General features: G+C 40.5%; 22 protein-coding genes. 20 read left to right on the top strand and 2 right to left on the bottom strand.

Annotated features, from left to right (window positions below; all coding sequences use genetic code 11):
* Window positions 1-93 precede the first annotated feature (93 nt).
* Window positions 94-1452, bottom strand: a complete 1359-nt coding sequence (locus tag H7U01_RS01750; protein WP_201041029.1) for an aspartate kinase — start codon at window positions 1450-1452, stop codon at window positions 94-96.
* Window positions 1453-1581: 129 nt separating this feature from the next.
* Between H7U01_RS01750 and H7U01_RS01745 the strand changes: the two genes are divergently transcribed.
* The 14 genes from H7U01_RS01745 to H7U01_RS01680 all read left to right on the top strand — a co-directional run bounded on the left by H7U01_RS01745 (window position 1582) and on the right by H7U01_RS01680 (window position 13116).
* On the top strand, window positions 1582-2220 hold the full coding sequence (locus H7U01_RS01745; RefSeq protein ID WP_002886650.1) for an HAD family hydrolase: 639 nt from the start codon (window positions 1582-1584) through the stop codon (window positions 2218-2220).
* Between the two features lie 211 nt (window positions 2221-2431).
* Window positions 2432-3223, top strand: coding sequence for an enoyl-CoA hydratase (locus H7U01_RS01740; RefSeq protein WP_037601410.1), 792 nt, complete (start codon window positions 2432-2434; stop codon window positions 3221-3223).
* A 104-nt stretch (window positions 3224-3327) separates the two neighbouring features.
* Entirely contained in the window at window positions 3328-3762 is a 435-nt protein-coding gene (locus tag H7U01_RS01735; protein ID WP_002885562.1) for a MarR family winged helix-turn-helix transcriptional regulator, read from the top strand.
* Window positions 3762-4724: a beta-ketoacyl-ACP synthase III gene (locus H7U01_RS01730; protein ID WP_201041027.1), complete on the top strand. Its 963-nt coding sequence runs from the start codon at window positions 3762-3764 to the stop codon at window positions 4722-4724. Before H7U01_RS01735 ends, H7U01_RS01730 begins: the two co-directional genes overlap by 1 nt.
* A 63-nt stretch (window positions 4725-4787) precedes the next feature.
* Window positions 4788-5012, top strand: a complete 225-nt coding sequence (locus tag H7U01_RS01725) for an acyl carrier protein (protein ID WP_002885495.1) — start codon at window positions 4788-4790, stop codon at window positions 5010-5012.
* A 105-nt stretch (window positions 5013-5117) separates the two neighbouring features.
* Window positions 5118-6083 carry an enoyl-[acyl-carrier-protein] reductase FabK gene (gene fabK, locus H7U01_RS01720; protein ID WP_002890043.1) on the top strand — a complete coding sequence of 322 codons (966 nt, stop codon included), beginning with the start codon at window positions 5118-5120 and terminating at the stop codon, window positions 6081-6083.
* 22 nt (window positions 6084-6105) lie between these two features.
* Window positions 6106-7026: an ACP S-malonyltransferase gene (gene fabD, locus H7U01_RS01715; RefSeq protein ID WP_201041025.1), complete on the top strand. Its 921-nt coding sequence runs from the start codon at window positions 6106-6108 to the stop codon at window positions 7024-7026.
* Between the two features lie 12 nt (window positions 7027-7038).
* Window positions 7039-7773 carry a 3-oxoacyl-[acyl-carrier-protein] reductase gene (fabG, locus tag H7U01_RS01710; RefSeq protein WP_002886656.1) on the top strand — a complete coding sequence of 245 codons (735 nt, stop codon included), beginning with the start codon at window positions 7039-7041 and terminating at the stop codon, window positions 7771-7773.
* Between the two features lie 62 nt (window positions 7774-7835).
* Complete coding sequence (fabF, locus tag H7U01_RS01705) at window positions 7836-9068, top strand: beta-ketoacyl-ACP synthase II (RefSeq protein WP_201041023.1); 1233 nt, start codon at window positions 7836-7838, stop codon at window positions 9066-9068.
* A gap of 3 nt (window positions 9069-9071) precedes the next feature.
* Window positions 9072-9566 carry an acetyl-CoA carboxylase biotin carboxyl carrier protein gene (accB, locus tag H7U01_RS01700; RefSeq protein ID WP_155164332.1) on the top strand — a complete coding sequence of 165 codons (495 nt, stop codon included), beginning with the start codon at window positions 9072-9074 and terminating at the stop codon, window positions 9564-9566.
* Entirely contained in the window at window positions 9563-9988 is a 426-nt protein-coding gene (gene fabZ, locus H7U01_RS01695; protein WP_002885470.1) for a 3-hydroxyacyl-ACP dehydratase FabZ, read from the top strand. Before accB ends, fabZ begins: the two co-directional genes overlap by 4 nt.
* Before the next feature lie 118 nt (window positions 9989-10106).
* A complete protein-coding gene (locus H7U01_RS01690) occupies window positions 10107-11477 on the top strand; it encodes an acetyl-CoA carboxylase biotin carboxylase subunit (RefSeq protein ID WP_002886659.1) in 1371 nt (456 codons plus the stop codon).
* A gap of 5 nt (window positions 11478-11482) precedes the next feature.
* The gene (accD, locus tag H7U01_RS01685) at window positions 11483-12349 is read left to right on the top strand and encodes an acetyl-CoA carboxylase, carboxyltransferase subunit beta (RefSeq protein WP_014633562.1); all 867 of its coding nucleotides are present in this window, start codon (window positions 11483-11485) and stop codon (window positions 12347-12349) included.
* Window positions 12346-13116 (top strand): acetyl-CoA carboxylase carboxyl transferase subunit alpha, encoded by a 771-nt coding sequence (locus tag H7U01_RS01680; protein ID WP_201041021.1) that lies wholly within the window; start codon window positions 12346-12348, stop codon window positions 13114-13116. Before accD ends, H7U01_RS01680 begins: the two co-directional genes overlap by 4 nt.
* Window positions 13117-13144: 28 nt before the next feature.
* On the opposite strand, the gene H7U01_RS01675 is transcribed toward H7U01_RS01680, so the two are convergent.
* Complete coding sequence (locus H7U01_RS01675; protein WP_201041019.1) at window positions 13145-13627, bottom strand: S-ribosylhomocysteine lyase; 483 nt, start codon at window positions 13625-13627, stop codon at window positions 13145-13147.
* Window positions 13628-13770: 143 nt separating this feature from the next.
* On the opposite strand from H7U01_RS01675, the gene H7U01_RS01670 reads away from it, so the two are divergent.
* The 6 genes from H7U01_RS01670 (at window position 13771) to gorA (ending at window position 21547) form a co-directional block, all read left to right on the top strand.
* Window positions 13771-15378, top strand: a complete 1608-nt coding sequence (locus H7U01_RS01670) for a ribonuclease Y (RefSeq protein ID WP_201041017.1) — start codon at window positions 13771-13773, stop codon at window positions 15376-15378.
* Window positions 15379-15590: 212 nt separating this feature from the next.
* Window positions 15591-16337 (top strand): DeoR/GlpR family DNA-binding transcription regulator, encoded by a 747-nt coding sequence (locus H7U01_RS01665; protein WP_104020658.1) that lies wholly within the window; start codon window positions 15591-15593, stop codon window positions 16335-16337.
* A complete protein-coding gene (gene pfkB, locus H7U01_RS01660; RefSeq protein WP_201041015.1) occupies window positions 16334-17245 on the top strand; it encodes a 1-phosphofructokinase in 912 nt (303 codons plus the stop codon). Before H7U01_RS01665 ends, pfkB begins: the two co-directional genes overlap by 4 nt.
* Window positions 17242-19218: a fructose-specific PTS transporter subunit EIIC gene (locus H7U01_RS01655; RefSeq protein ID WP_201041013.1), complete on the top strand. Its 1977-nt coding sequence runs from the start codon at window positions 17242-17244 to the stop codon at window positions 19216-19218. The genes pfkB and H7U01_RS01655 overlap by 4 nt, the downstream gene beginning before the upstream one ends.
* Window positions 19219-19360: 142 nt before the next feature.
* Window positions 19361-20038, top strand: a complete 678-nt coding sequence (locus H7U01_RS01650; protein ID WP_064523702.1) for a hypothetical protein — start codon at window positions 19361-19363, stop codon at window positions 20036-20038.
* A 156-nt stretch (window positions 20039-20194) separates the two neighbouring features.
* Window positions 20195-21547, top strand: coding sequence for a glutathione-disulfide reductase (gorA, locus tag H7U01_RS01645; protein WP_201041011.1), 1353 nt, complete (start codon window positions 20195-20197; stop codon window positions 21545-21547).
* Window positions 21548-21777: the final 230 nt, after the last annotated feature.

Raw genomic sequence — 21777 nt, 5'->3', positions numbered from 1 at the left:
CTATGCATAATTGATCAATGAATTTGCTATTTGTTAGACTTAGTATTTCTCATAAAGAAAAAACCTATCCCTTGAAGGAAATCGGTTTTTAGATTAGCCGTCACTACGGAAAAAAGCATCGTAAAGAGCTCTGACAGCTGCTTTTTCTTGCTCAGTTTCAATTACAAACATAACAGAAACCTCACTAGAACCTTGAGAAATCATTTCTAGGTTAATATGTTTTTCAGAGAGCGCTTTAGCCGCTGTCGCTGTAACACCGATGTGGTCTTTCATATTTTCACCAACAATCATGAGGATTGAAAGGCCATGTTCAATTTCAACTTCATCAACACCGAGTTCACGAGTCAAGTATGAAAGAATTTCTTGTTCTTTGATTGGGGTAAGTTCACGTTCTCGAATAATGATTGAGAGGTCATCGATTCCAGAGGGCATGTGTTCCCAACGGATGTTTAAATCTTCCAAAATTTGGAGGACCTTACGTCCAAAACCAACTTCACGGTTCATGAGGTATTTGGTCATATTGATGCTGACGAATTTATCATCACTCGCGATACCAACGACAGGAACAGTTGCACCCTTGTGTTCAAGAATAATGCGTGTGCCTGGGTGGTCTGGGTTATTTGTATTTTTAATAACGAGTGGAATTTTACCACGGTAGGCAGGGAGAAGGGCTTCGTCATGAAGAACTGAGAAGCCAGCATATGCCAATTCACGCATTTCCTTGTAAGTCAACTCTGGAATTGAATGTGGTTCATGAACGACACCAGGATGGGCTGCGAAAATACCATCTACATCTGTGAAGTTTTCATATAAATCTGCCTTAACTCCAGCTGCAACGATAGAACCAGTGATATCAGAGCCTCCACGTGAGAAAGTACAAATTTGATTATCAGGGGTAACACCGAAGAAACCAGGGATAACAAGAACCTCATCTGATTCACGAAGCTCTTCCAACTTGTCATAAGCTCCTGGAAGGATACGAGCATTTCCAGGTTCGCTTGAGACAAAAATACCAGCTTGGCGAGGGTGAACGTAACGTGCTTCAATACCGTTATTACGGAAATATTCTGCGATTAATTTTGCGTTATTATCTTCCCCTGCAGCTAGGAAAGTATCATAAAGGAAATCATTGTCTTCAATAGGAAGAGTGGCAAGATCGTTGATAGATTTAGCAATCTTCGCCATTTCTGTTGATTTGAAGCCTAGCTCATCGACCATAGCTTGGTAGCGGTTAATAATCCATTCTTGGTCAGCTTTGACATCAGCACCTTTTGTGTAGTGTTTATAGTATTTAATCAAGGCGTCTGTGACTTTGGTATCTTCATCGTTACGTTTACCAGGGGCTGATACTACGACAAAGCGACGTTCAGGGTCAGATTTTACAATGTTTAAGACTTTTTCTAATTGTGTGGCTGAAGCAAGTGAGCTTCCACCGAATTTGATGACTTTCATAGTTACTCCAAAAATTTTAAATTACTCTACAATTATAGCAAAATTCTGACAATTTGTCACATTGTTTTTAAAAGCGAGTAAGATTTAGTCTGATTATGGTACAATAAGGAAAGAAAAGGAGGATATCCCGTGGTAGAGGCAATTATTTTTGATATGGATGGTGTCCTTTTTGACACTGAAAAATATTATTATGATCGACGTGCAAATTTCTTAGCTCAAAAGGGAATTTCAATAGACCATTTACCCCCGTCTTTCTTTATAGGTGGAAATACCAAGCAAGTTTGGGAAAATATTCTCAGAGATGACTATGATAACTGGGATGTGCCAACTTTACAAGAAGAGTATAATGCCTATAAACAAGACAACCCCTTACCCTATAAAGAATTAATTTTTCCTGATGTTTTCAAGGTCTTGAATGAAGTGAATTCTCGAGGGTTGAAAATAGGTTTAGCTTCTAGCTCAGTAAAGGCAGATATCCTTAGAGCTTTGGAGGAAAATCATTTGAATGGTTTCTTTGATGTGGTTCTCTCAGGAGAAGAATTTAAGGAGAGTAAACCCAATCCAGAGATTTATCTGACAGCATTACAGCATTTGAACGTGGAAGCAAATCAGGCGCTGATTATCGAAGATAGCGAAAAGGGGATTGCTGCTGGAGTCGCTGCAGGTGTTGAGGTTTGGGCCATTAAAGATAATCGTTTTGGCATGGATCAAGGTGCAGCCAAAGGCTTGTTGGATAACCTTATGGATGTTTTAGATTTATTAAAATAGAAGAGACACCGAGTTGTAGAACTCGGTGTTTTGATGTATCAAATTAAAAAACTCTAAGTTTTTGTTGACCTTTAGATGGACTATGGTATACTAGAAAATAACGATGAATGATTTGATAATCAAATTATCTATTCATCAAATAAAATTGTGATAAAAATATAAAGAACATACGGTTTTCATATAGGAACTAGTTATCGGAGGAATGCAAAAAATGGCTTACGAAACAATTCTTTATAGTGTTGAAGATGGAGTAGCAACTTTAACACTTAATCGTCCAGAAGTGCAAAATGGATTTAATATTCCAGTTTGTGATGAGATTATGGCTGCAATTGAGCAAGCTAAACAAGATGCGTCAGTAAAATTCTTGGTAATCAATGCTAATGGAAAAGTCTTTTCTGTTGGTGGCGACCTTGATCAAATGCAAAAAGCGGTTGCTGTAGATGATGTACAGTCTTTGGTTCGTATTGCTGAGCAGGTAAATGAAATTTCTTTTGCTCTTAAAAAATTGCCTAAGCCAGTCATCATGGTAGTTGATGGACCATGTGCAGGTGCTGCAGCTAATTTAGCTGTTGCAGCAGACTTTACGATTGCATCTGATAAAGCTAAATTCATCCAAGCTTTTGTAGGTGTTGGTTTGGCACCTGACGCTGGAGGTCTTTACCTTTTGACACGTTCAATCGGTATTAACCGTGCGACTCAAATTACCATGACAGGAGAGCCAGTATCAGCTGAAAAAGCCTTGGACTGGGGAATTGCCTACAAAGTTGTTGAGTCAGAAAAACTTGAAAAAACTGTGAGTCAATTGATTAAAAAATTGAACCGCTCTTCAGTGAATTCCTTTAAAGCCATTAAAGAAATGGTTTGGGAATCTGAATTTGCAGGATGGGAAAATTACGCTAAGTTGGAACTTGACTTGCAAAAATCTCTTGCCTTCACAGAAGACTTCAAAGAAGGGGTACGTGCTTATAGTGAGCGTCGTCGACCTAAATTCCAAGGGAAATAGCCACATTTTCTAAAAGAAAAACTAAAGTTTTTTAATCGGGCTTGCGAAATTAGTTTGAGTCTGATATAATTTGAAAGTCAAAGTTTTATTGAAAGGAGTCTGGTGTGAATTACGACAAAATTGATGGCTATCTTGTTGATATTTTTAATAACGTAGTTATTATCGAAGAAGCAAGTTTAAAGAATTCAAAGTTTAACGATGTTTCCCTCAAGGAAATGCATACCATTGATGTGATCGGTACACATCCAGATACGACACCAAGTGCAGTAGCTAAAGAACTCATGCTAACTCTTGGTACTGTAACAACATCTCTCAATAAACTTGAAAAGAAAGGTTATATTGTCCGTACGCGTTCATCAGTTGACCGTCGTGTGGTCCATCTTTCGCTTTCTAAAAAGGGTCGTTTGGTATATCGTCTTCACCGTCGTTTTCATAAATCAATGGTGATGAGGATTACAGAAGGCTTTAACGACGAGGAATTGAAGGTTATGAGCAAGGGATTGGAAAATCTCCACGCCTTTCTTGAGGAGTTGAAATAATGGCATTTGCAAAAATTAGTCAGGTTGCCCATTATGCACCTGCTCAGGTCGTGACTAATGATGACCTATCAAAAATCATGGATACTAGCGATGAGTGGATTCGCTCACGTACCGGTATTCAGGAACGTCGCATCTCATTGAATGAGAATACGAGTGATTTAGCTACCAATGTTGCTCATCAGCTATTAGAAAAATCAGGATTAGCTCCTGAGGAGCTAGATTTTGTTTTAGTTGCAACGATTTCTCCTGATAGCTCGATGCCGTCAGTGGCAGCGCGTGTTCAAGGAACAATTGGAGCAGTCAACGCCTTTGCTTTTGATATTACTGCGGCATGTAGTGGGTTTGTCTTTGCCTTGGCAACCGCAGAAAAATTGATTAAATCAGGTGTCTACAAAAGAGGTCTAGTTATTGGTGCTGAAGTCCTTTCTAAAACGTTAGACTGGTCTGACCGTACAACAGCTGTCCTCTTTGGAGATGGTGCTGGCGGAGTCCTCTTGGAAGAAACTGAAGAAGAACATTTCTTTGGAGAATCTTTAAATACCGATGGTAGCAAGGGTGGTCTTGAGTCAGGAGCCTCTGCAGTTATCTCGCCTTATTCAGATGAGTCTGATCAGCCTAATCCCTATATGCAAATGGATGGGAAAGCAATCTTTGATTTTGCCGTTAAGACGGTTTCAAAGAGTATTAAGGCCTTGGTTGAAGAAAAAGGTGAGCCTGATTACTTCCTTCTTCATCAAGCTAATGTTCGTATTTTGGATATTATGGCTAAGAAAATTGATGTCAGTCGTGACAAATTCTTGGCAAACATGATGTCTTATGGTAATACCAGTGCGGCAAGTATCCCAATTCTGCTTTCTGAAAACGTGGCGAATGGGACCTTAAAATTAGACAGCGGTCAAACAATTCTCTTATCAGGTTTTGGTGGGGGTTTGACATGGGGCAGTCTTATTGTTAAAATCTAGTTATATAAATTATGCACCAGCATAGATTATAAGAAATATATTTATCTTAAAGGAGAAATTAAAATGGCAGTATTTGAAAAAGTACAAGAAATCATCGTTGAAGAACTTGGGAAAGATGCAGAAGAAGTAAAAGTAGAAACTACTTTTGACGAACTTGACGCTGACTCACTTGACGTGTTCCAAGTTATCTCAGAAATCGAAGATGAGTTCGATATCCAAATCGAAACTGAAGAAGGTCTTAACACTGTTGGTGACCTTGTTGCTTACGTAGAAGAAAAAACTAAATAAGCAGGGCATAGAGAATATTCTTATTTGGGATATTCTCCTTTGTTTATACAATTACTTTGATTATTAAACTATTTATTTGATTAGAAAATCGAAAAAAGGTGCAAAATGAAATCTCGTATTACAGAACTGTTAGGAATTAAATATCCAATCTTCCAAGGTGGTATGGCCTGGGTTGCTGATGGCGACTTGGCAGGAGCCGTTTCAAATGCTGGTGGACTCGGAATTATTGGTGGTGGTAATGCCCCTAAAGAAGTGGTAAAAGCTAATATTGATAGAGTAAAACAAATCACTGATAAACCTTTCGGTGTTAATATCATGCTTTTGTCACCATTTGCAGATGACATCGTCGACCTCGTTATCGAAGAGGGCGTTAAGGTTGTTACAACAGGAGCCGGAAATCCAGGTAAATATATGGAGCGTTTCCACGAAGCTGGAATTACAGTAATCCCAGTTATTCCATCGGTAGCACTTGCTAAACGTATGGAAAAACTTGGAGCAGATGCTGTTGTCGCAGAAGGTATGGAAGCTGGTGGTCACATCGGTAAATTGACAACTATGGCACTTGTTCGCCAAGTTGCTGATGCGGTATCTATCCCAGTTATTGGAGCTGGTGGTGTTGCTGATGGACGTGGTATGGCTGCTGTTCTTATGCTTGGAGCAGATGCTGTTCAGGTTGGTACGCGTTTCGCTGTTGCTAAAGAATCTAATGCACACCAAAATTTCAAAGATAAGATTTTGAAGGCTAAAGATATTGATACTGTTATTTCAGCCTCAGTTGTTGGACACCCAGTTCGTGCGATTAAGAATAAATTGGCTACTGAATATAACCAAGCTGAAAAAGATTTCTTGGCTGGTAAGAAGACTCAAGAGGAAATTGAAGAGCTTGGTGCAGGTGCCCTTCGTAACGCGGTTGTTGATGGAGATGTGGAATATGGTTCAGTTATGGCTGGACAAATTGCAGGTCTTGTTCGTAAAGAAGAAACATGTGCAGAAATCTTGGAAGACCTATACACAGGTGCTGCCAAGGTGATTAAAGAAGAAGCTGCTCGTTGGGCAGATGTAAACGTCTAAAAACGTCGAAAGGATTAGGATAGTGACAAAACGTGCGTTCTTATTTGCTGGTCAAGGGGCTCAGAAATTGGGCATGGCGAGCGATTTGTATGCGACTTATCCCGTTGTCAAAGAGACATTTGATACGGCTAGTCGTATTCTAGGTTATGATTTGCGTGAATTGATTGATTCTAACGAAGGAAAACTAAATCAGACACGCTATACTCAACCAGCTATTTTGACAACGTCAGTAGCCATTTATCGCCTTTTGGCAGAAAATGGTATCACTCCTGATATTGTTGCCGGTCTCTCTTTGGGTGAATATTCTGCCCTAGTTGCTGCTGGAGCACTCTCATTTGAGGATGCGGTAGCCTTGGTTGCTAAACGTGGAGAATTCATGGAAACAGCTGCTCCTGCTGGGAGTGGGAAAATGGTTGCTGTCATGAATACAGATCCAAGTTTGATTGAAGAAATCTGTCAAAAAGCATCTGAAAAGGGTGTAGTAACGCCTGCTAACTATAATACTCCAGCACAAATTGTTATTGGTGGTGAAGTTGAGGCTGTTGATTATGCTGTGGAATTGCTTAAAGAAGCTGGTGCTAAACGTCTGATTCCTCTTAATGTTTCAGGGCCGTTCCATACAGCTTTACTTGAATTAGCTAGTCAAAAATTGGCAGCAGAACTTGAGAAAGTGTCATTCAAGGACTTTACGCTTCCTTTAGTAGGTAATACTGAGGCTCAAATCATGAAGTCAGAAGACGTCAAAGCACTTTTGGCTCGTCAGGTGATGGAACCTGTACGTTTTTATGATTCGATTGCCACTATCCAAGAATTTGGTGTAGATGAAGTAATTGAGATTGGTCCAGGAAAAGTCTTGTCAGGCTTCTTGAAGAAAATTGATAAAACCTTACCAACTCATAATGTTGAAGATCAAGCTAGTCTTGATGCCCTTCTTAATGCTTAAAACGAGGTAAACATGGAACTTAAGAATAAAAATGTTTTTGTAACAGGTTCAACACGTGGAATTGGATTAGCTGTGGCACACAAATTTGCTAGTCTTGGTGCCAATGTTGTTTTAAATGGACGTTCTGAAATCTCTGAGGACTTGCTTGCACAGTTTGCAGATTATGGTGTAACTGTTGTAGGTATCTCAGGTGATATTTCTAACGGTGAAGATGCTAAACGTATGGTAGCTGAAGCTATTGAAAAGCTTGGTAGTGTTGATGTTTTGGTCAATAATGCTGGTATCACTAACGATAAGTTGATGTTGAAAATGAGTGAAGAAGATTTTGAACGTGTCTTGAAAATCAACTTGACTGGTGCTTTCAATATGACACAGGCTGTCTTAAAACCAATGTCTAAGGCTCGTCAAGGTGCCATCATCAATATGTCATCTGTTGTAGGTCTCATGGGGAATATTGGTCAAGCTAACTATGCGGCTTCAAAAGCTGGTTTGATTGGTTTTACAAAATCAGTTGCGCGTGAAGTTGCGGCTCGTGGTGTCCGTGTCAATGCTATTGCTCCTGGTTTCATTGAATCAGATATGACTGACGCTATTCCAGAGAAAATGAAAGATGCTATGATTGCTCAAGTGCCAATGAAACGTATTGGTCAAGCAGAAGAAGTGGCTGAAGTTGCAGCATTCTTGGCTAGTCAAGAATATCTCACAGGTCAAACCATCGCTATTGATGGTGGTATGACCATGCAATAATTGAATATCAATATCAAAAAAATCATTTATTAGAATATCCATACGACAAAAGGAGAATATATATGTCTACAAATCGTGTTGTTGTTACAGGTTACGGCGTAACCTCACCAATCGGTAATACACCAGAAGAATTTTGGAACAGTCTTCATGACGGTAAAATTGGTATCAAACCAATTACGAAGTTCGATGCTTCTGAAATTCCAGTCTTTAACGCTGGTGAAATCCAAGATTTCCCGTTCGATAAGTACTTTGTGAAAAAAGATACTAACCGTATGGACACTTACTCACTTTATGCGATTTATGCTGCTATGGAAGCTCTTGAAAATTCAGGACTTAACATGGAAGAAGAAGATCGTGATCGTGTTGGTGTCATCGTGTCATCTGGTATCGGTGGTCTTCAAGAACTTGAAGATCAAATCATTCGTATGCACGAACGTGGGATGAAACGTATCAAACCAATGTTTATCCCTAAAGCACTTTCAAACATGGGTGCTGGTAACATTGCTCTTAAAATTGGTGCTCAAGGGGTATGTAAATCAGTGACGACTGCTTGTGCCTCTGCCAATGATGCAATCGGTGAAGCCTTCCGTGAAATTAAATTCGGTTTGCATGATGTTGTCTTGGCTGGTGGTGCTGAAGCTTCAATCACTAAGATTGGTATTGGTGGTTTCAATGCTCTTACAGCACTTTCAACAACAGAGGATCCAGAACGTTCATCAATTCCATTTGATAAAGACCGTAATGGTTTTGTTATGGGGGAAGGTGCAGGGGTTCTCGTTATCGAAAGCTTGGAACATGCCCAAAAACGTGGTGCTAACATCTTGGCTGAGATTGTTGGTTACGGATCAAACTGTGATGCCTACCACATGACAACACCAACTCCAGACGGTTCAGGTGCTGCTAAAGCAATTAAATTGGCTATTAATGAAGCTGGTATCAAACCTGAAGATGTTGATTATGTCAATGCTCACGGGACATCAACACCTGCTAATGAAAAGGGTGAAAGTGGTGCCATTGTTTCTGTACTTGGTAAAGATGTTCCAGTTTCATCTACTAAATCATTTACAGGTCACTTGCTAGGTGCTGCTGGTGCAGTTGAGGCTATTGCAACAATCGAAGCTATTCGTCATAGCTATGTACCGAAAACTGCTGGTACAAAAGAATTGTCTGACTACATCGAAGCTAATGTTGTTTATGGTGAAGGTCTAGAAGCTGATATTGAGTACGCAATTTCAAATACCTTCGGTTTTGGTGGACACAATGCTGTTCTTGCCTTTAAACGTTGGGAGGCTTAATTCATGAATATTTCTGAAATCAAAGATTTATTGGCTCAATTTGATGCTTCAACTTTACGTGAATTTTCATACAAAAATAATGGTGAAGAATTGAACTTGAGCAAAAATCAAACAAGTTCAGTAACAGCTGCCCCAGTAGCTCCTACAGTTGAAGTAGTTGCGCCAGCTCCTCAAGCTCCAGTTGCTCCAGTAGCAGCACCTGCCGCTGTTGAAACTCCAGCAACACCAGTTGAAGAAGCTTCTGCTCCTGCTCAAGCTGCTGAAGGTGAAGTGGTTGAAAGTCCACTTGTTGGTGTGGCTTACTTGTCTCCATCACCTGAAAAACCAGCCTTTGTTTCTATTGGTGATACTGTTAAGAAAGGTCAAACGCTTCTTATCGTTGAAGCAATGAAGGTGATGAATGAAGTGCCAGCACCTAAAGATGGTGTTATTACTGAAATCTTGGTAGCGAATGAAGAAGTTGTTGACTACGGAAAAGGATTGGTACGCATCAAATGACAATTGATATTAATGCTATTCGTGAAGCTTTACCACACCGTTATCCAATGCTTTTGGTTGACCGCGTGCTAGAAGTTTCAGAAGACGAAATCACAGCTATTAAAAATGTAACGATCAATGAACCTTTCTTTAATGGACATTTTCCTCAATACCCAGTTATGCCTGGCGTTCTTATCATGGAAGCTCTTGCGCAAACAGCTGGTGTTCTTGAATTGTCTAAACCTGAAAACAAGGGCAAATTAGTTTTTTATGCAGGTATGGATAAGGTTAAATTTAAAAAACAAGTGGTTCCTGGTGACCAACTTGTTATGACAGCTAAGTTTGTTAAACGTCGTGGAACAATTGCTGTTGTTGAAGCTAAGGCTGAAGTCGATGGTAAACTTGCCGCATCAGGTACTTTGACTTTTGCTATTGGAAGCTAATGTTTTGTGAAAATCCTTCTGGCGACAGTCGGAAAGGATTTTTCTTTAGACATTGGTCTATCACATAGAAAGGAAATCAACACAGACTATCAAAAAATGTCTGATGTTATCTTGTTTTATGTTTAAAAAATTATTGATTGCCAATCGTGGTGAAATTGCAGTGCGTATTATCCGTGCAGCGCGTGAATTGGGTATCCAAACGGTTGCTATTTATTCTGAAGCGGATAAGGATTCTCTCCATACTATGCTTGCTGATGAAGCTATTTGTATCGGGCCTGCAAAATCAACGGATTCTTATTTGAATATGAATCGTGTCCTATCAGCTGCTATTGTGACTGAGGCTCAAGCTATTCATCCAGGGTTTGGTTTCTTGAGTGAAAACTCTAAATTTGCCACTCTCTGTGAAGAAATGAACATCAAATTTATTGGTCCTTCAGGCGAAGTCATGGACAAGATGGGTGATAAAATCAATGCCCGTGCTGAAATGATTAAGGCTAATGTCCCTGTAATTCCTGGTTCAGATGGTGAAGTCTTTACAGCTGAGGAGGCTTTAGAGGTTGCCAACCGTCTTGGTTACCCAGTAATGCTTAAGGCTTCTGCTGGTGGTGGCGGTAAGGGGATTCGTAAGGTTAACACTGAAGAAGAGTTAGCTCCTGCCTTCGAATCTGCGTCACAAGAAGCTAAAGCAGCCTTTGGTAATGGGGCGATGTATATTGAAAAAGTTATTTACCCAGCTCGTCATATCGAGGTTCAAATTTTGGGAGATAGCTATGGTAATATTGTTCACCTAGGTGAGCGTGATTGCTCTCTTCAACGTAATAACCAAAAGGTTTTGGAAGAATCACCGTCAGTTGCTATTGGTAAGACACTTCGTCACGAAATTGGTTCAGCGGCTGTCCGTGCCGCTAAGGCTGTTAATTATGAAAATGCGGGTACTATCGAGTTCCTTCTTGATGAGAAAACAGGTCAGTTCTACTTTATGGAAATGAACACCCGTGTTCAAGTTGAGCACCCAGTTACAGAATTTGTAAGTGGTGTGGATATTGTTAAAGAACAAATCCGTATTGCCGCAGGTGAAAAACTCTCTGTGACCCAAGATGATATTGAAATCAAGGGACATGCTATTGAGTGTCGTATCAATGCAGAAAATCCTAAGTTCAACTTTGCACCTAGTCCAGGGAAAATTAGCAATCTCTACCTACCTAGTGGAGGTGTTGGTCTCCGTGTAGACAGTGCAGTCTATCCTGGCTATACTATTCCACCTTACTATGATTCAATGATTGCCAAAATCATTGTTCATGGAGAAAATCGATTTGAGGCACTCATGAAGATGCAACGTGCTCTTTACGAGCTCGAAATCGATGGTGTTGTGACTAATGCTGACTTCCAGTTGGATTTGATTTCAGATCGTAGCGTTATCGCTGGGGATTATGATACTTCCTTCTTGATGGAGACCTTCCTACCAGCTTATCAGAATCGTGAGGAATAGAGTTTATGGGATTATTTGATCGAAAAGAAAAGTATATCCGTATCAATCCTAACCGTTCTGTACGTAATGGGATTGATCACCAAGTGCCAGAAGTTCCAGATGAACTTTTTGCAAAATGTCCTGGTTGTAAACAAGCTATTTATCAAAAGGACTTGGGACAAGCTAAAATTTGTCCAAATTGTTCTTATACCTTCCGTATTTCCGCTAAAGAACGTCTCGATTTAACAGTTGATGAGGGATCTTTCCAAGAACTGTTTACAGGCATTAAAACTGAAAATCCATTGAATTTTCCAGGTTATATGGAGAAACTAGCAACGACTAAGGAAAAAACTGGTCTTGATGAAGCTGTCGTGACTGGTGTTGCAACTATAAAGGGGCAAAAAACAGCCTTGGCCATTATGGATTCTAACTTTATTATGGCTTCAATGGGAACTGTTGTTGGTGAGAAAATCACTAAACTCTTTGAACATGCGATTGAGGAAAAACTTCCAGTTGTTATTTTTACAGCATCTGGTGGGGCCCGTATGCAAGAAGGAATCATGAGTTTGATGCAAATGGCTAAGATTTCAGCTGCTGTAAAACGTCATTCGAATGCTGGCTTGTTGTATTTGACTGTATTGACAGATCCAACAACTGGTGGGGTTACAGCAAGTTTCGCCATGGAAGGTGATATCATCTTAGCTGAGCCACAAACCTTGATTGGTTTTGCAGGTCGTCGTGTCATTGAAAACACAGTTCGCGAAACTTTGCCAGATGATTTTCAAAAGGCTGAGTTCCTTCAAGAACATGGTTTTGTTGATGCCATTGTTAAACGTACAGAGTTGGCTGATACCATTGCCACACTCTTATCATTCCATGGAGGTGTTCAATGAGCGACGTAGCACGTATTTTAAAAGAAGCGCGTGATCAAGGCCGTTTAACTGCTTTGGACTTTGCCCAAGGAATCTTCGATGACTTTATCGAACTTCATGGCGATCGTAATTTCCGTGACGATGGTGCCGTTATCGGTGGTATTGGTCGCTTAAATGGCCAAGCCGTTACAGTAGTGGGTATCCAAAAAGGTAAAAACCTACAAGATAATCTCAATCGTAACTTTGGGCAACCTCATCCAGAGGGTTATCGGAAGGCTCTTCGCCTCATGAAACAGGCTGAAAAGTTTGGTCGTCCAGTCGTTACCTTTATCAATACTGCAGGTGCTTATCCTGGTGTTGGGGCAGAGGAACGCGGACAAGGTGAGGCAATTGCGCGTAACCTTATGGAAATGAGCGACCTTAAGGTGCCAATTATTGCCATTATCATTGGTGAAGGTGGTTCGGGAGGAGCTCTTGCCTTGGCAGTAGCCGATAAGGTTTGGATGCTTGAAAATACTATCTATTCTATCTTGAGTCCTGAAGGATTTGCAACTATCCTCTGGAAAGATGGCTCACGTTCAGAAGAGGCGGCAGAGTTGATGAAGATTACATCAGGCGAGTTGCTTAACATGGGAATCGTTGATAAGGTTATCCCAGAACGTGGTTACTTTACAAGTGAAATTATTGAAGCAATTAAGACAGCAATTGTAGATGAGTTGGCTGAATTAGGTCAATTATCAACAGAAGACTTACTTGAAGCGCGTTATCAACGTTTTAGAAAATATTAAAAAACATTGGGATATACCCCAATGTTTTTTAAACGGTATGGCGTTCGAAGGCTTGGTCTGAGATACCTTGTTCAAGGATAAGTTTAGCCCATTCCTTAGCTGAATGAAGACTGTGATCCTTGTAGTTACCACAAGATTCAATGGTAGTCCCTGGAACATCTTCCCATGTAATCTCGTTAGCAATAGCTTCAAGACTAGATTTGATAACTTTGGCAATTTCTGTAGAATCTTGTTTACCCCACATAATCATATGGAAACCTGTACGGCAACCAAATGGTGAGCAATCAATAAGTCCATCGATACGTTGACGGATCAGTTTAGCGAGTAGGTGTTCGATAGTATGAAGACCACCTGTATCAATACTATTTTCATTGGGTTGGATCAAACGGATATCAAAGTTTGTGATGATATCTCCTTTAGGTCCAACTTCCTCTGAAATAAGACGGACATAAGGTGCTTTTACAATAGTGTGATCAAGTTCAAAACTTTCAACAGTAACGTCTTTTGGCATGGTAATACCTCCCTATTCTAATAGAGTTATGATACCACAAAATCAGTTTAAAGTTCTAGTATTTATTTGAGAAAAAGCTATAAATATGATACACTAGAAGACGGTTTTCTTTTGGGAAACCTTAGAAAAGTTGAGGTAAAGACATGATAAACATGATAATTTTAGTTGTCTTTGCACTCATTGGTTTAGTCGTTGGATATTTAGCAATTTCTATTAAACTTAGCAAAGCTAAGGAACAAGCAGAAACTACCTTGCTAAAGGCAGAACAAGACGCTGTGAATCTTCGCAGTCAGGCGGAACATGATGCAGATCATCTGCGTGTGACTGCTGAACGCGAAAGTAAGGCTCAACGTAAAGAGTTCTTGTTAGAAGCAAAAGAGGAAGCTAGAAAATATCGAGAAGATATTGAAAAAGAATTCAAATCTGAACGTCAAGAGCTTAAACAAATGGAAAATCGTTTAACAGAACGTGCAACCAGCCTTGATCGTAAGGATGAAAATCTATCAAGTAAAGAACTTGCCCTCGAGAAGAAAGAGCAGAGTCTTGCTGACAAATCTAAACATCTTAATGAGCGTGAAGAGAATGTGACTCAGTTGGAGGCTGAGAAGCAAGCTGAACTTGAACGTGTTGGTCAGATGACCATTGCAGAGGCGCGTGAGGTAATCTTAACGGAGACTGAGAATAATCTGACTCATGAGATTGCAACACGTATCAAAGATGCAGAAGCACAGGTTAAAGATACTGTTGATAAGAAGGCCAAAAATTTGTTGGTGCAAGCTATGCAACGCTTGGCTGGAGATTATGTTACTGAACAAACAGTAACCACTGTTCACCTTCCAGATGACAATATGAAAGGTCGTATCATTGGACGTGAGGGGCGTAACATCCGTACGCTTGAAAGTCTAACAGGTATTGACGTTATTATTGACGACACTCCAGAAGTGGTTGTCCTTTCTGGTTTTGATCCAGTTCGTCGTGAAATTGCACGTATGACTCTCGAGGCCTTGATTAAGGATGGTCGTATCCATCCGGCTCGTATTGAAGAGTTGGTTGAGAAGAGCCGTCAGGAAATGGATAACCGTATCCGTGAATATGGTGAAGAGGCAGCCTACGAAATTGGCGCTATGAATCTTCATCCTGATTTGATTAAGATTATGGGACGCTTGCAGTTCCGTACGTCGTATGGTCAAAACGTCCTTCGTCACTCAGTTGAAGTTGGTAAACTAGCAGGCATCATGGCTGGTGAATTGGGTGAAAATGTTGCCCTTGCTCGTCGTGCTGGATTCCTTCACGATATGGGGAAAGCCATTGACAAAGAAGTCGAAGGTAGCCACGTAGAGATTGGTGCAGAGTTTGCACGTAAGTACAAAGAACATCCAGTTGTGGTCAATGCCATTGCCAGCCACCATGGCGATGTAGAACCTGAGAGCGTTATTGCAGTTATTGTAGCTGCAGCAGATGCTTTGAGTTCGGCTCGTCCAGGGGCTCGTAATGAATCTGTTGAGAATTATGTCAAACGCCTTCGTGATTTGGAAGAAATTGCATCAAGCTTTGACGGTGTTCAAACAAGCTTCGCCCTTCAAGCTGGTCGTGAAATTCGTATTATGGTTCATCCAAACAAAATCTCAGATGATGAAGTTACGATCTTGTCTCACAAGGTACGTGAACAAATTGAGAAGAATTTGGATTACCCAGGAAATATTAAGGTTACAGTCATTCGTGAATTCCGTGCGGTTGACTATGCCAAATAAGATAAGAGAGCCGAAAGGCTTTTTTATTTTGCCCTTCATACTGAAAGGGTGTATTCTTTTTGAAAATGTAAGAACTTTCTTATCAAATTGCGTCATTTTGGTAGATAAGTATTTTATAATGAAATATTTTGATTTTTTTTGACTGTTTCTAGTTGACAGTTATTAAAAATTTAGTATAATAGATTTTGTAAACGATTACAGAAGGAGAGATTATGCTAAAGTCTGAACGTAAGCAGATTATCTTGTCTCAGTTGAAACAAGATGGTTTTGTCACTTTGGAAAACCTAACTGTTTTGTTAAGTGATACTTCCGAGTCGACGATTCGTCGCGACTTGGATGAGTTAGCGGCAGATGGCCAACTTAAACGTGTTCATGGCGGTGCTGAAGGCATTCATGGTCTAAAGGAAGAAATTGCCAATAGTCAAAAAGCTATTAGAAACGTTCAAGAAAAGGCTCAGTTAGCTGGTTATGCTGCCGATTTGATTAAGGAAGGTGATGTCGTCTTTCTTGAGGCTAGTACAACAAATGAACTTTTGATTCCACATTTGGCCAATCGTCAGGTAACGGTTGTGACTAATTCTATCCATCATGCGGTTAAGCTGGTAGATCTCGGTGTTAGCACTAGGATTGTTGGAGGAAAGGTTAAACATTCAACGGATGCGTCTATTGGAAGTACTGCTCAAGAGCAAATTAGACAACTGAATTTTGATTGTGCTTTCATTGGTGCTAATGGCGTTGATGCTAATTATTTCACCACCCCAGACATGGAAGAGGCAGTTATTAAACGGACGGTTATAGCTAATGCGCAAAAAGCCTATGTTCTAGCGGATGCCTCTAAACTTGGTCAGATTACCTATGCTAAGGTAGCCGAGGTCGAGAAAGTAACCATAATTACAAATGCTTCGGAAGAAGAGCTCCTAAAAGAATTAAAAGAGAAAACGAGGGTTATTGAAGTATGATTTATACTGTAACGCTGAATCCATCAATCGACTTCATTGTTCGAATCGACAAAGTAGAGATTGGTGAAGTTAACCGCATGGAGAGTGATGATAAGTTCGCTGGCGGTAAGGGGATTAATGTTAGTCGTATTTTGCAACGTTTAGGTGTTGATAATACTGCAACGGGCTTCATCGGTGGTTTTACAGGACGTTTTGTGACAGATGGTTTGGATGCAGAAGGTATTAAAACCAAGTTTGTAGCTGTGGATCAAGACACACGAATTAATGTTAAAATCAAGGCTGACCAAGAAACTGAAATTAACGGTGCAGGACCTGTCATTAATGAGTATCAATTGGCTGAATTGGAAGCAGTTCTTTCAAGTGTAGGTGCTGATGATGTGGTTGTTTTTGCTGGATCAGCACCAAGCAATCTTGGAAATAAGGTCTATAACAAATTGATTCCACTAGTGCGTGAAACTGGTGCACAGGTTGTCTGTGACTTTGAGGGTCAAACCTTGCTTGATTCCTTGGCTTACCAACCACTCTTGGTAAAACCAAATAACCATGAGTTAGAAGCTATTTTCAATGTCAAACTTAATGGTTTGGCTGATGTTGAAAAATATGCGCGTGAAATCCTTGCTAAGGGTGCACAGAACGTTATCATCTCAATGGCAGGTGATGGAGCTCTGCTGGTCACACCAGAGGCTGCTTACTTTGCCAAACCAATTAAGGGAACAGTTAAAAACTCTGTTGGTGCGGGTGACTCAATGGTTGCTGGTTTCACTGGTGAGTTTGTTAAATCAGGTGATCCAATTGAGGCTCTCAAGTGGGGAGTAGCATGTGGAACATCTACGGCTTTCTCAGATGACTTAGCGACAATTGAATTTATTAAAGAAACATACAATAAAGTAGAGGTAGAAAAACTATGAAAATTCAGGATTTACTGAACAAAAAAGTAATGTTGCTTGACCTTCAAGCAACTACAAAAGAAGCTGCTATCGATGAAATGATTAACAGCATGGTTGACAACGGTGTTGTGACTGACTTTGATGTTTTCAAAGCAGGTATTATGGCTCGTGAAGCACAAACATCAACTGGTTTGGGTGATGGAATCGCTATGCCACACAGTAAAAATGCTGCAGTAAAAGAAGCAACAGTACTTTTTGCTAAATCTAATAAAGGTGTAGATTACGAATCACTTGATGGTCAACCTACAGACCTCTTCTTTATGATTGCTGCTCCAGAGGGAGCAAATGACACTCACTTGGCAGCCCTTGCTGAGTTGTCAAAATATCTTATGCAAGATGGTTTTGCAGATCGTTTGCGTAAGGTGACTTCTCCAGATGAAGTGATTGCTGCTTTCAATACGGGTGAAGAAGAAGCACAGGCTGAGGAAGCTAAGAAAGCACAAGCTGTTAAAGAAGCAGCTTCAAGCGATAAACCACTTATCGTAGCTGTAACAGCTTGTACAACTGGTATTGCTCACACTTACATGGCTGAAGAATCACTGATTAAAACAGGTGAAGAAATGGGAGTCAATGTTCGTGTTGAAACTAACGGTGCGTCAGGTGTCGGAACACCATTGACTGCTGAAGAAATCAGAAAGGCTGTAGGTGTTATCGTAGCAGCAGACAAGGCAGTTGAAACAGCACGCTTTGATGGTAAAAAATTGCTTTCTAAACCAGTTGCAGCAGGTATCCGTCAACCTCAAGAATTAATCCAAAACATCTTGGATGGAAAAGCTGAAGTTTTCCATGCTGAAAATGCTGGAGCTGCTCAAGAATCAAGTGAGAAATTGAGCCTTGGTGGTGCCTTCTATAAACACTTGATGAGTGGGGTATCACAAATGCTTCCATTCGTTATCGGTGGTGGTATCATGATTGCGCTTGCCTTCTTACTTGACCAAATCATGGGTGTCCCTAAAGATCAATTGTCACAACTTGGTTCTTACCATGAAATTGCTGCTCAATTCAAGGCAATTGGTGGCGCTGCCTTTGGCTTCATGCTTCCAGTACTTGCAGGTTACATTGCTTACTCTATCGCTGAAAAACCAGGTTTGGTATCAGGTTTCGTAGCTGGTGCTATTGCTTCAAGTGGTGCAGCCTTTGGTGGTGTTCCATTTGCTTCAGGTGGTAAAGCAACCCTTGCCCTTGCTGGCGTATCTTCAGGTTTCCTTGGAGCTCTTGTTGGTGGTTTCCTTGCAGGTGGTGTTATCCTTGTTCTTCGTAAACTCTTGGCAGGTATTCCACGTGCCCTTGAAGGAATACGTTCTATCTTGCTCTTGCCACTTCTTGGTGTATTTGCTACTGGTTTCTTGATGTTGGCAGTAAATATCCCAATGGCAGCAATTAATACTGGTCTTAATAACTTCTTGTCAAGCTTGTCAGGAAGCTCAGCCGTACTACTTGGTCTCCTTGTTGGTGGTATGATGGCAGTGGATATGGGTGGACCAGTCAACAAAGCAGCTTATGTCTTTGGTACAGGTACTCTCGCAGCAACAGTAACTTCAGGCGGTTCAGTTGTTATGGCAGCAGTTATGGCGGCTGGTATGGTTCCTCCGTTGGCAGTATTTGTAGCGACACTCTTATTTAAAGATAAATTCACCGAAGAAGAGCGCAACTCTGGTTTGACAAACATCGTTATGGGACTCTCATTCATCACTGAAGGTGCAATCCCATTTGGTGCAGCTGACCCAGCACGCGCTATCCCTAGCTTTATCGTCGGTTCAGCTCTTACAGGTGCTCTCGTAGGTATGGCAGGAATCAAATTGATGGCACCACACGGAGGTATCTTCGTTATCGCCCTCACATCAAATGCCCTTCTCTACCTTCTCTTCATCTTGATTGGTGCTGTGGTATCAGGTATCCTTTTCGGATTCCTCCGCAAACCACTTGATAAATAAGATATGATTAAACAATCTCGTTGAGTTCGGGGTTGTTTTTTAGTTGGATAAAATTTTGTATAAGTTTTTCTTATATTTTTAGATAATTCAACAAAATGTTTATGCTATAATATATCTTAAAATATAATTTAAGGAGAATGTTTTGAAAAATAATCAGAAACAATCACCTATTTACAAGTTCTTTAGGTCATTTAAAAATGTGTTTGATTCCTTCTGGAGGTTTATGATAAAACCAAATAAAAATAATCAAATAAGTTGGTGGAAGTTTGTTGTCTTGATTTTTGTTATGCTCACGATTTTTGCCAGAATTATTGGTATATTAACAGGACTCTCTGGGGCACGACATGGTGAAGAATCGAGTCTAATATCTGTCAACGATGAGTATTTAGTAGGAAGTGAAAATTCTACTACAGCTCGGAGTTCCTCTTCAGGTTTGATTAGTAGCTCTAGTTCATCCTCAAGTTCGACTAGTAGCTCCAGTTCCTCTTCAATTATGTCATCTAGCTCATCTCTAAATGACATAACCGAGTTGTCTGCTGATGAATTTACTAGCAGTTTTGATATGGGACAATTAGAAACTAATAAGAAATATAAAATTACGGCATCTTTGGTTTCCAAGGATAACTGGGGAATGAATGGTGATAGGACATATTACAATATATTTATAAGTGGGGCAGACCCTGACGGAAAAGTAGGAGATTTTCAATTACGAACAACAAAAAGTGTAGGAGAATCTTTGAAAAATGCAGACAGTGCTACACTAGTGTTGCGTGAGGGGACAGATAGCTTTGTTTATGTAGTATCTGTGGTAGCACAATAATATTAAATTTATGAGAGCGCCTAAAGGTGCTTTTAGTTTACTAAAAGTACTGTCGTAGCAGATTTTTGTCAGGGTACCTATTTTATGATAAAGTATAGGCAGAAATGGCTTATCTAGTAGCTAATACGCTGTATAAAGAAACATAAGAGGTAAAATATGGTAAAAGAATACGATTATATTGTCATTGGTGGTGGCTCTGGCGGGATTGCCAGTGCTAATCGTGCTGCTATGCACGGCGCTAAGGTTATTCTCTTTGAAGGAAAAGAGGTCGGCGGTACCTGTGTCAATGTGGGTTGTGTGCCTAAAAAGGTCATGTGGTATGGTGCTCAGGTTGCTGAGACTCTTCACCGCTATGCGGGCGAGTATGGCTTTGATGTGACGGTTAATAAGTTTGATTTTGCAAGGCTTAAGGCCAATCGTCAGGCTTATATCGACCGTATCCATGGTTCTTATGAGCGTGGTTTTGACAGCAATGGCGTTGAACGTGTCTACGAGTATGCAAGATTTGTTGACCCTCATACGGTTGAAGTGGCGGGGGAGCTTTATACAGCACCCCATATCCTTATTGCGACAGGTGGTCATGCTCTTTATCCAAATATTCCAGGTAGTGAATATGGGATTACTTCTGATGGTTTCTTTGAGTTAGATGAGGTACCAAAACGTACAGCTGTTATCGGTGCTGGCTATATCGCCGTTGAGGTTGCTGGTGTTCTCAATGCTCTTGGAAGTGACACGCATCTCTTTGTTCGTAAGGATCGCCCATTACGTACCTTTGACAAGGATATTATCGATGTCTTAGTCGATGAGATGGCTAAATCAGGTCCGACCCTTCACACGCATGCTAATGCTACAGAAGTAGTGAAAAATGATGACGATTCTTTGACCATTAGCTTTGACAATGGAGAAACGATCACTGTTGATTGCCTCATTTGGGCCATTGGACGTGTAGCCAATACTTCTGGTTTTGGTCTTGAAAAGACAGGCGTTGAGTTGACTGAACGAGGTAACATTTATTCAGACGCCTTTGAAAATACATCTGTTCCTGGTATATATGCTCTGGGAGATGTGACTGGTAAACTAGATTTGACGCCAGTTGCAGTCAAGGCGGGACGTCAATTATCAGAGCGACTCTTCAACAATAAAGCCGATGCTAAGCTTGATTACACTGATGTAGCCACTGTGGTCTTTAGCCACCCAGTTATTGGTTCTGTTGGTTTGACTGAGGAAAAAGCAATTGCTAAATATGGTGCGGAGAATATCAAGGTCTATAAATCTAGTTTCACTCCAATGTATACAGCTCTTGCAAACAATCGTCAGCCTTCAACTATGAAATTAGTAACACTTGGTGAGGATGAAAAAATCATCGGTCTTCATGGCATTGGCTACGGTGTCGATGAGATGATTCAAGGCTTCTCTGTGGCTATTAAGATGGGAGCAACTAAGGCTGATTTTGATAATACGGTTGCCATTCATCCAACCGGTTCAGAAGAATTTGTAACGATGAGATAAAAAGGTGAAGTCTGTCTACCTAAATGGATAGACTTTTCTTTATGTCTGAATGGCCTCAATTGAAAGTGATCGCAAGGAAGTCCCTTGCGAATTTCCATAGCCTTTTTGGCTATGGAAACCATTCATCCAACCGGTTCAGAAGAATTTGTAACGATGAGGTAAAAAGGTGAAGTCTGTCTAGCCAAATAGATAGACTTTTCTTTATGTTCAAATAACAACCTATATTTTGT

Source organism: Streptococcus sp. 21.1, assembly GCF_016648635.1.
Taxonomy (GTDB): domain Bacteria; phylum Bacillota; class Bacilli; order Lactobacillales; family Streptococcaceae; genus Streptococcus.
The sequence above is the reverse complement of the archived record's forward strand: the minus strand, read 5'-3'. Positions and strand labels throughout refer to the sequence as shown.

Excerpts from the sequence above, each read along its gene's own strand:
- H7U01_RS01750 (WP_201041029.1), bottom strand. The coding sequence starts at position 1,452 with ATGAAAGTCATCAAATTCGGTGGAAGCTCACTTGCTTCAGCCACACAA.
- H7U01_RS01740 (WP_037601410.1), top strand. The coding sequence starts at position 2,432 with ATGGCTTACGAAACAATTCTTTATAGTGTTGAAGATGGAGTAGCAACT.
- H7U01_RS01730 (WP_201041027.1), top strand. The coding sequence starts at position 3,762 with ATGGCATTTGCAAAAATTAGTCAGGTTGCCCATTATGCACCTGCTCAG.
- H7U01_RS01725 (WP_002885495.1), top strand. The coding sequence starts at position 4,788 with ATGGCAGTATTTGAAAAAGTACAAGAAATCATCGTTGAAGAACTTGGG.
- fabK (WP_002890043.1), top strand. The coding sequence starts at position 5,118 with ATGAAATCTCGTATTACAGAACTGTTAGGAATTAAATATCCAATCTTC.
- fabG (WP_002886656.1), top strand. The coding sequence starts at position 7,039 with ATGGAACTTAAGAATAAAAATGTTTTTGTAACAGGTTCAACACGTGGA.
- fabF (WP_201041023.1), top strand. The coding sequence starts at position 7,836 with ATGTCTACAAATCGTGTTGTTGTTACAGGTTACGGCGTAACCTCACCA.
- accB (WP_155164332.1), top strand. The coding sequence starts at position 9,072 with ATGAATATTTCTGAAATCAAAGATTTATTGGCTCAATTTGATGCTTCA.
- fabZ (WP_002885470.1), top strand. The coding sequence starts at position 9,563 with ATGACAATTGATATTAATGCTATTCGTGAAGCTTTACCACACCGTTAT.
- H7U01_RS01690 (WP_002886659.1), top strand. The coding sequence starts at position 10,107 with ATGTTTAAAAAATTATTGATTGCCAATCGTGGTGAAATTGCAGTGCGT.
- accD (WP_014633562.1), top strand. The coding sequence starts at position 11,483 with ATGGGATTATTTGATCGAAAAGAAAAGTATATCCGTATCAATCCTAAC.
- H7U01_RS01680 (WP_201041021.1), top strand. The coding sequence starts at position 12,346 with ATGAGCGACGTAGCACGTATTTTAAAAGAAGCGCGTGATCAAGGCCGT.
- H7U01_RS01675 (WP_201041019.1), bottom strand. The coding sequence starts at position 13,627 with ATGCCAAAAGACGTTACTGTTGAAAGTTTTGAACTTGATCACACTATT.
- H7U01_RS01670 (WP_201041017.1), top strand. The coding sequence starts at position 13,771 with ATGATAAACATGATAATTTTAGTTGTCTTTGCACTCATTGGTTTAGTC.
- H7U01_RS01665 (WP_104020658.1), top strand. The coding sequence starts at position 15,591 with ATGCTAAAGTCTGAACGTAAGCAGATTATCTTGTCTCAGTTGAAACAA.
- pfkB (WP_201041015.1), top strand. The coding sequence starts at position 16,334 with ATGATTTATACTGTAACGCTGAATCCATCAATCGACTTCATTGTTCGA.
- H7U01_RS01655 (WP_201041013.1), top strand. The coding sequence starts at position 17,242 with ATGAAAATTCAGGATTTACTGAACAAAAAAGTAATGTTGCTTGACCTT.
- gorA (WP_201041011.1), top strand. The coding sequence starts at position 20,195 with ATGGTAAAAGAATACGATTATATTGTCATTGGTGGTGGCTCTGGCGGG.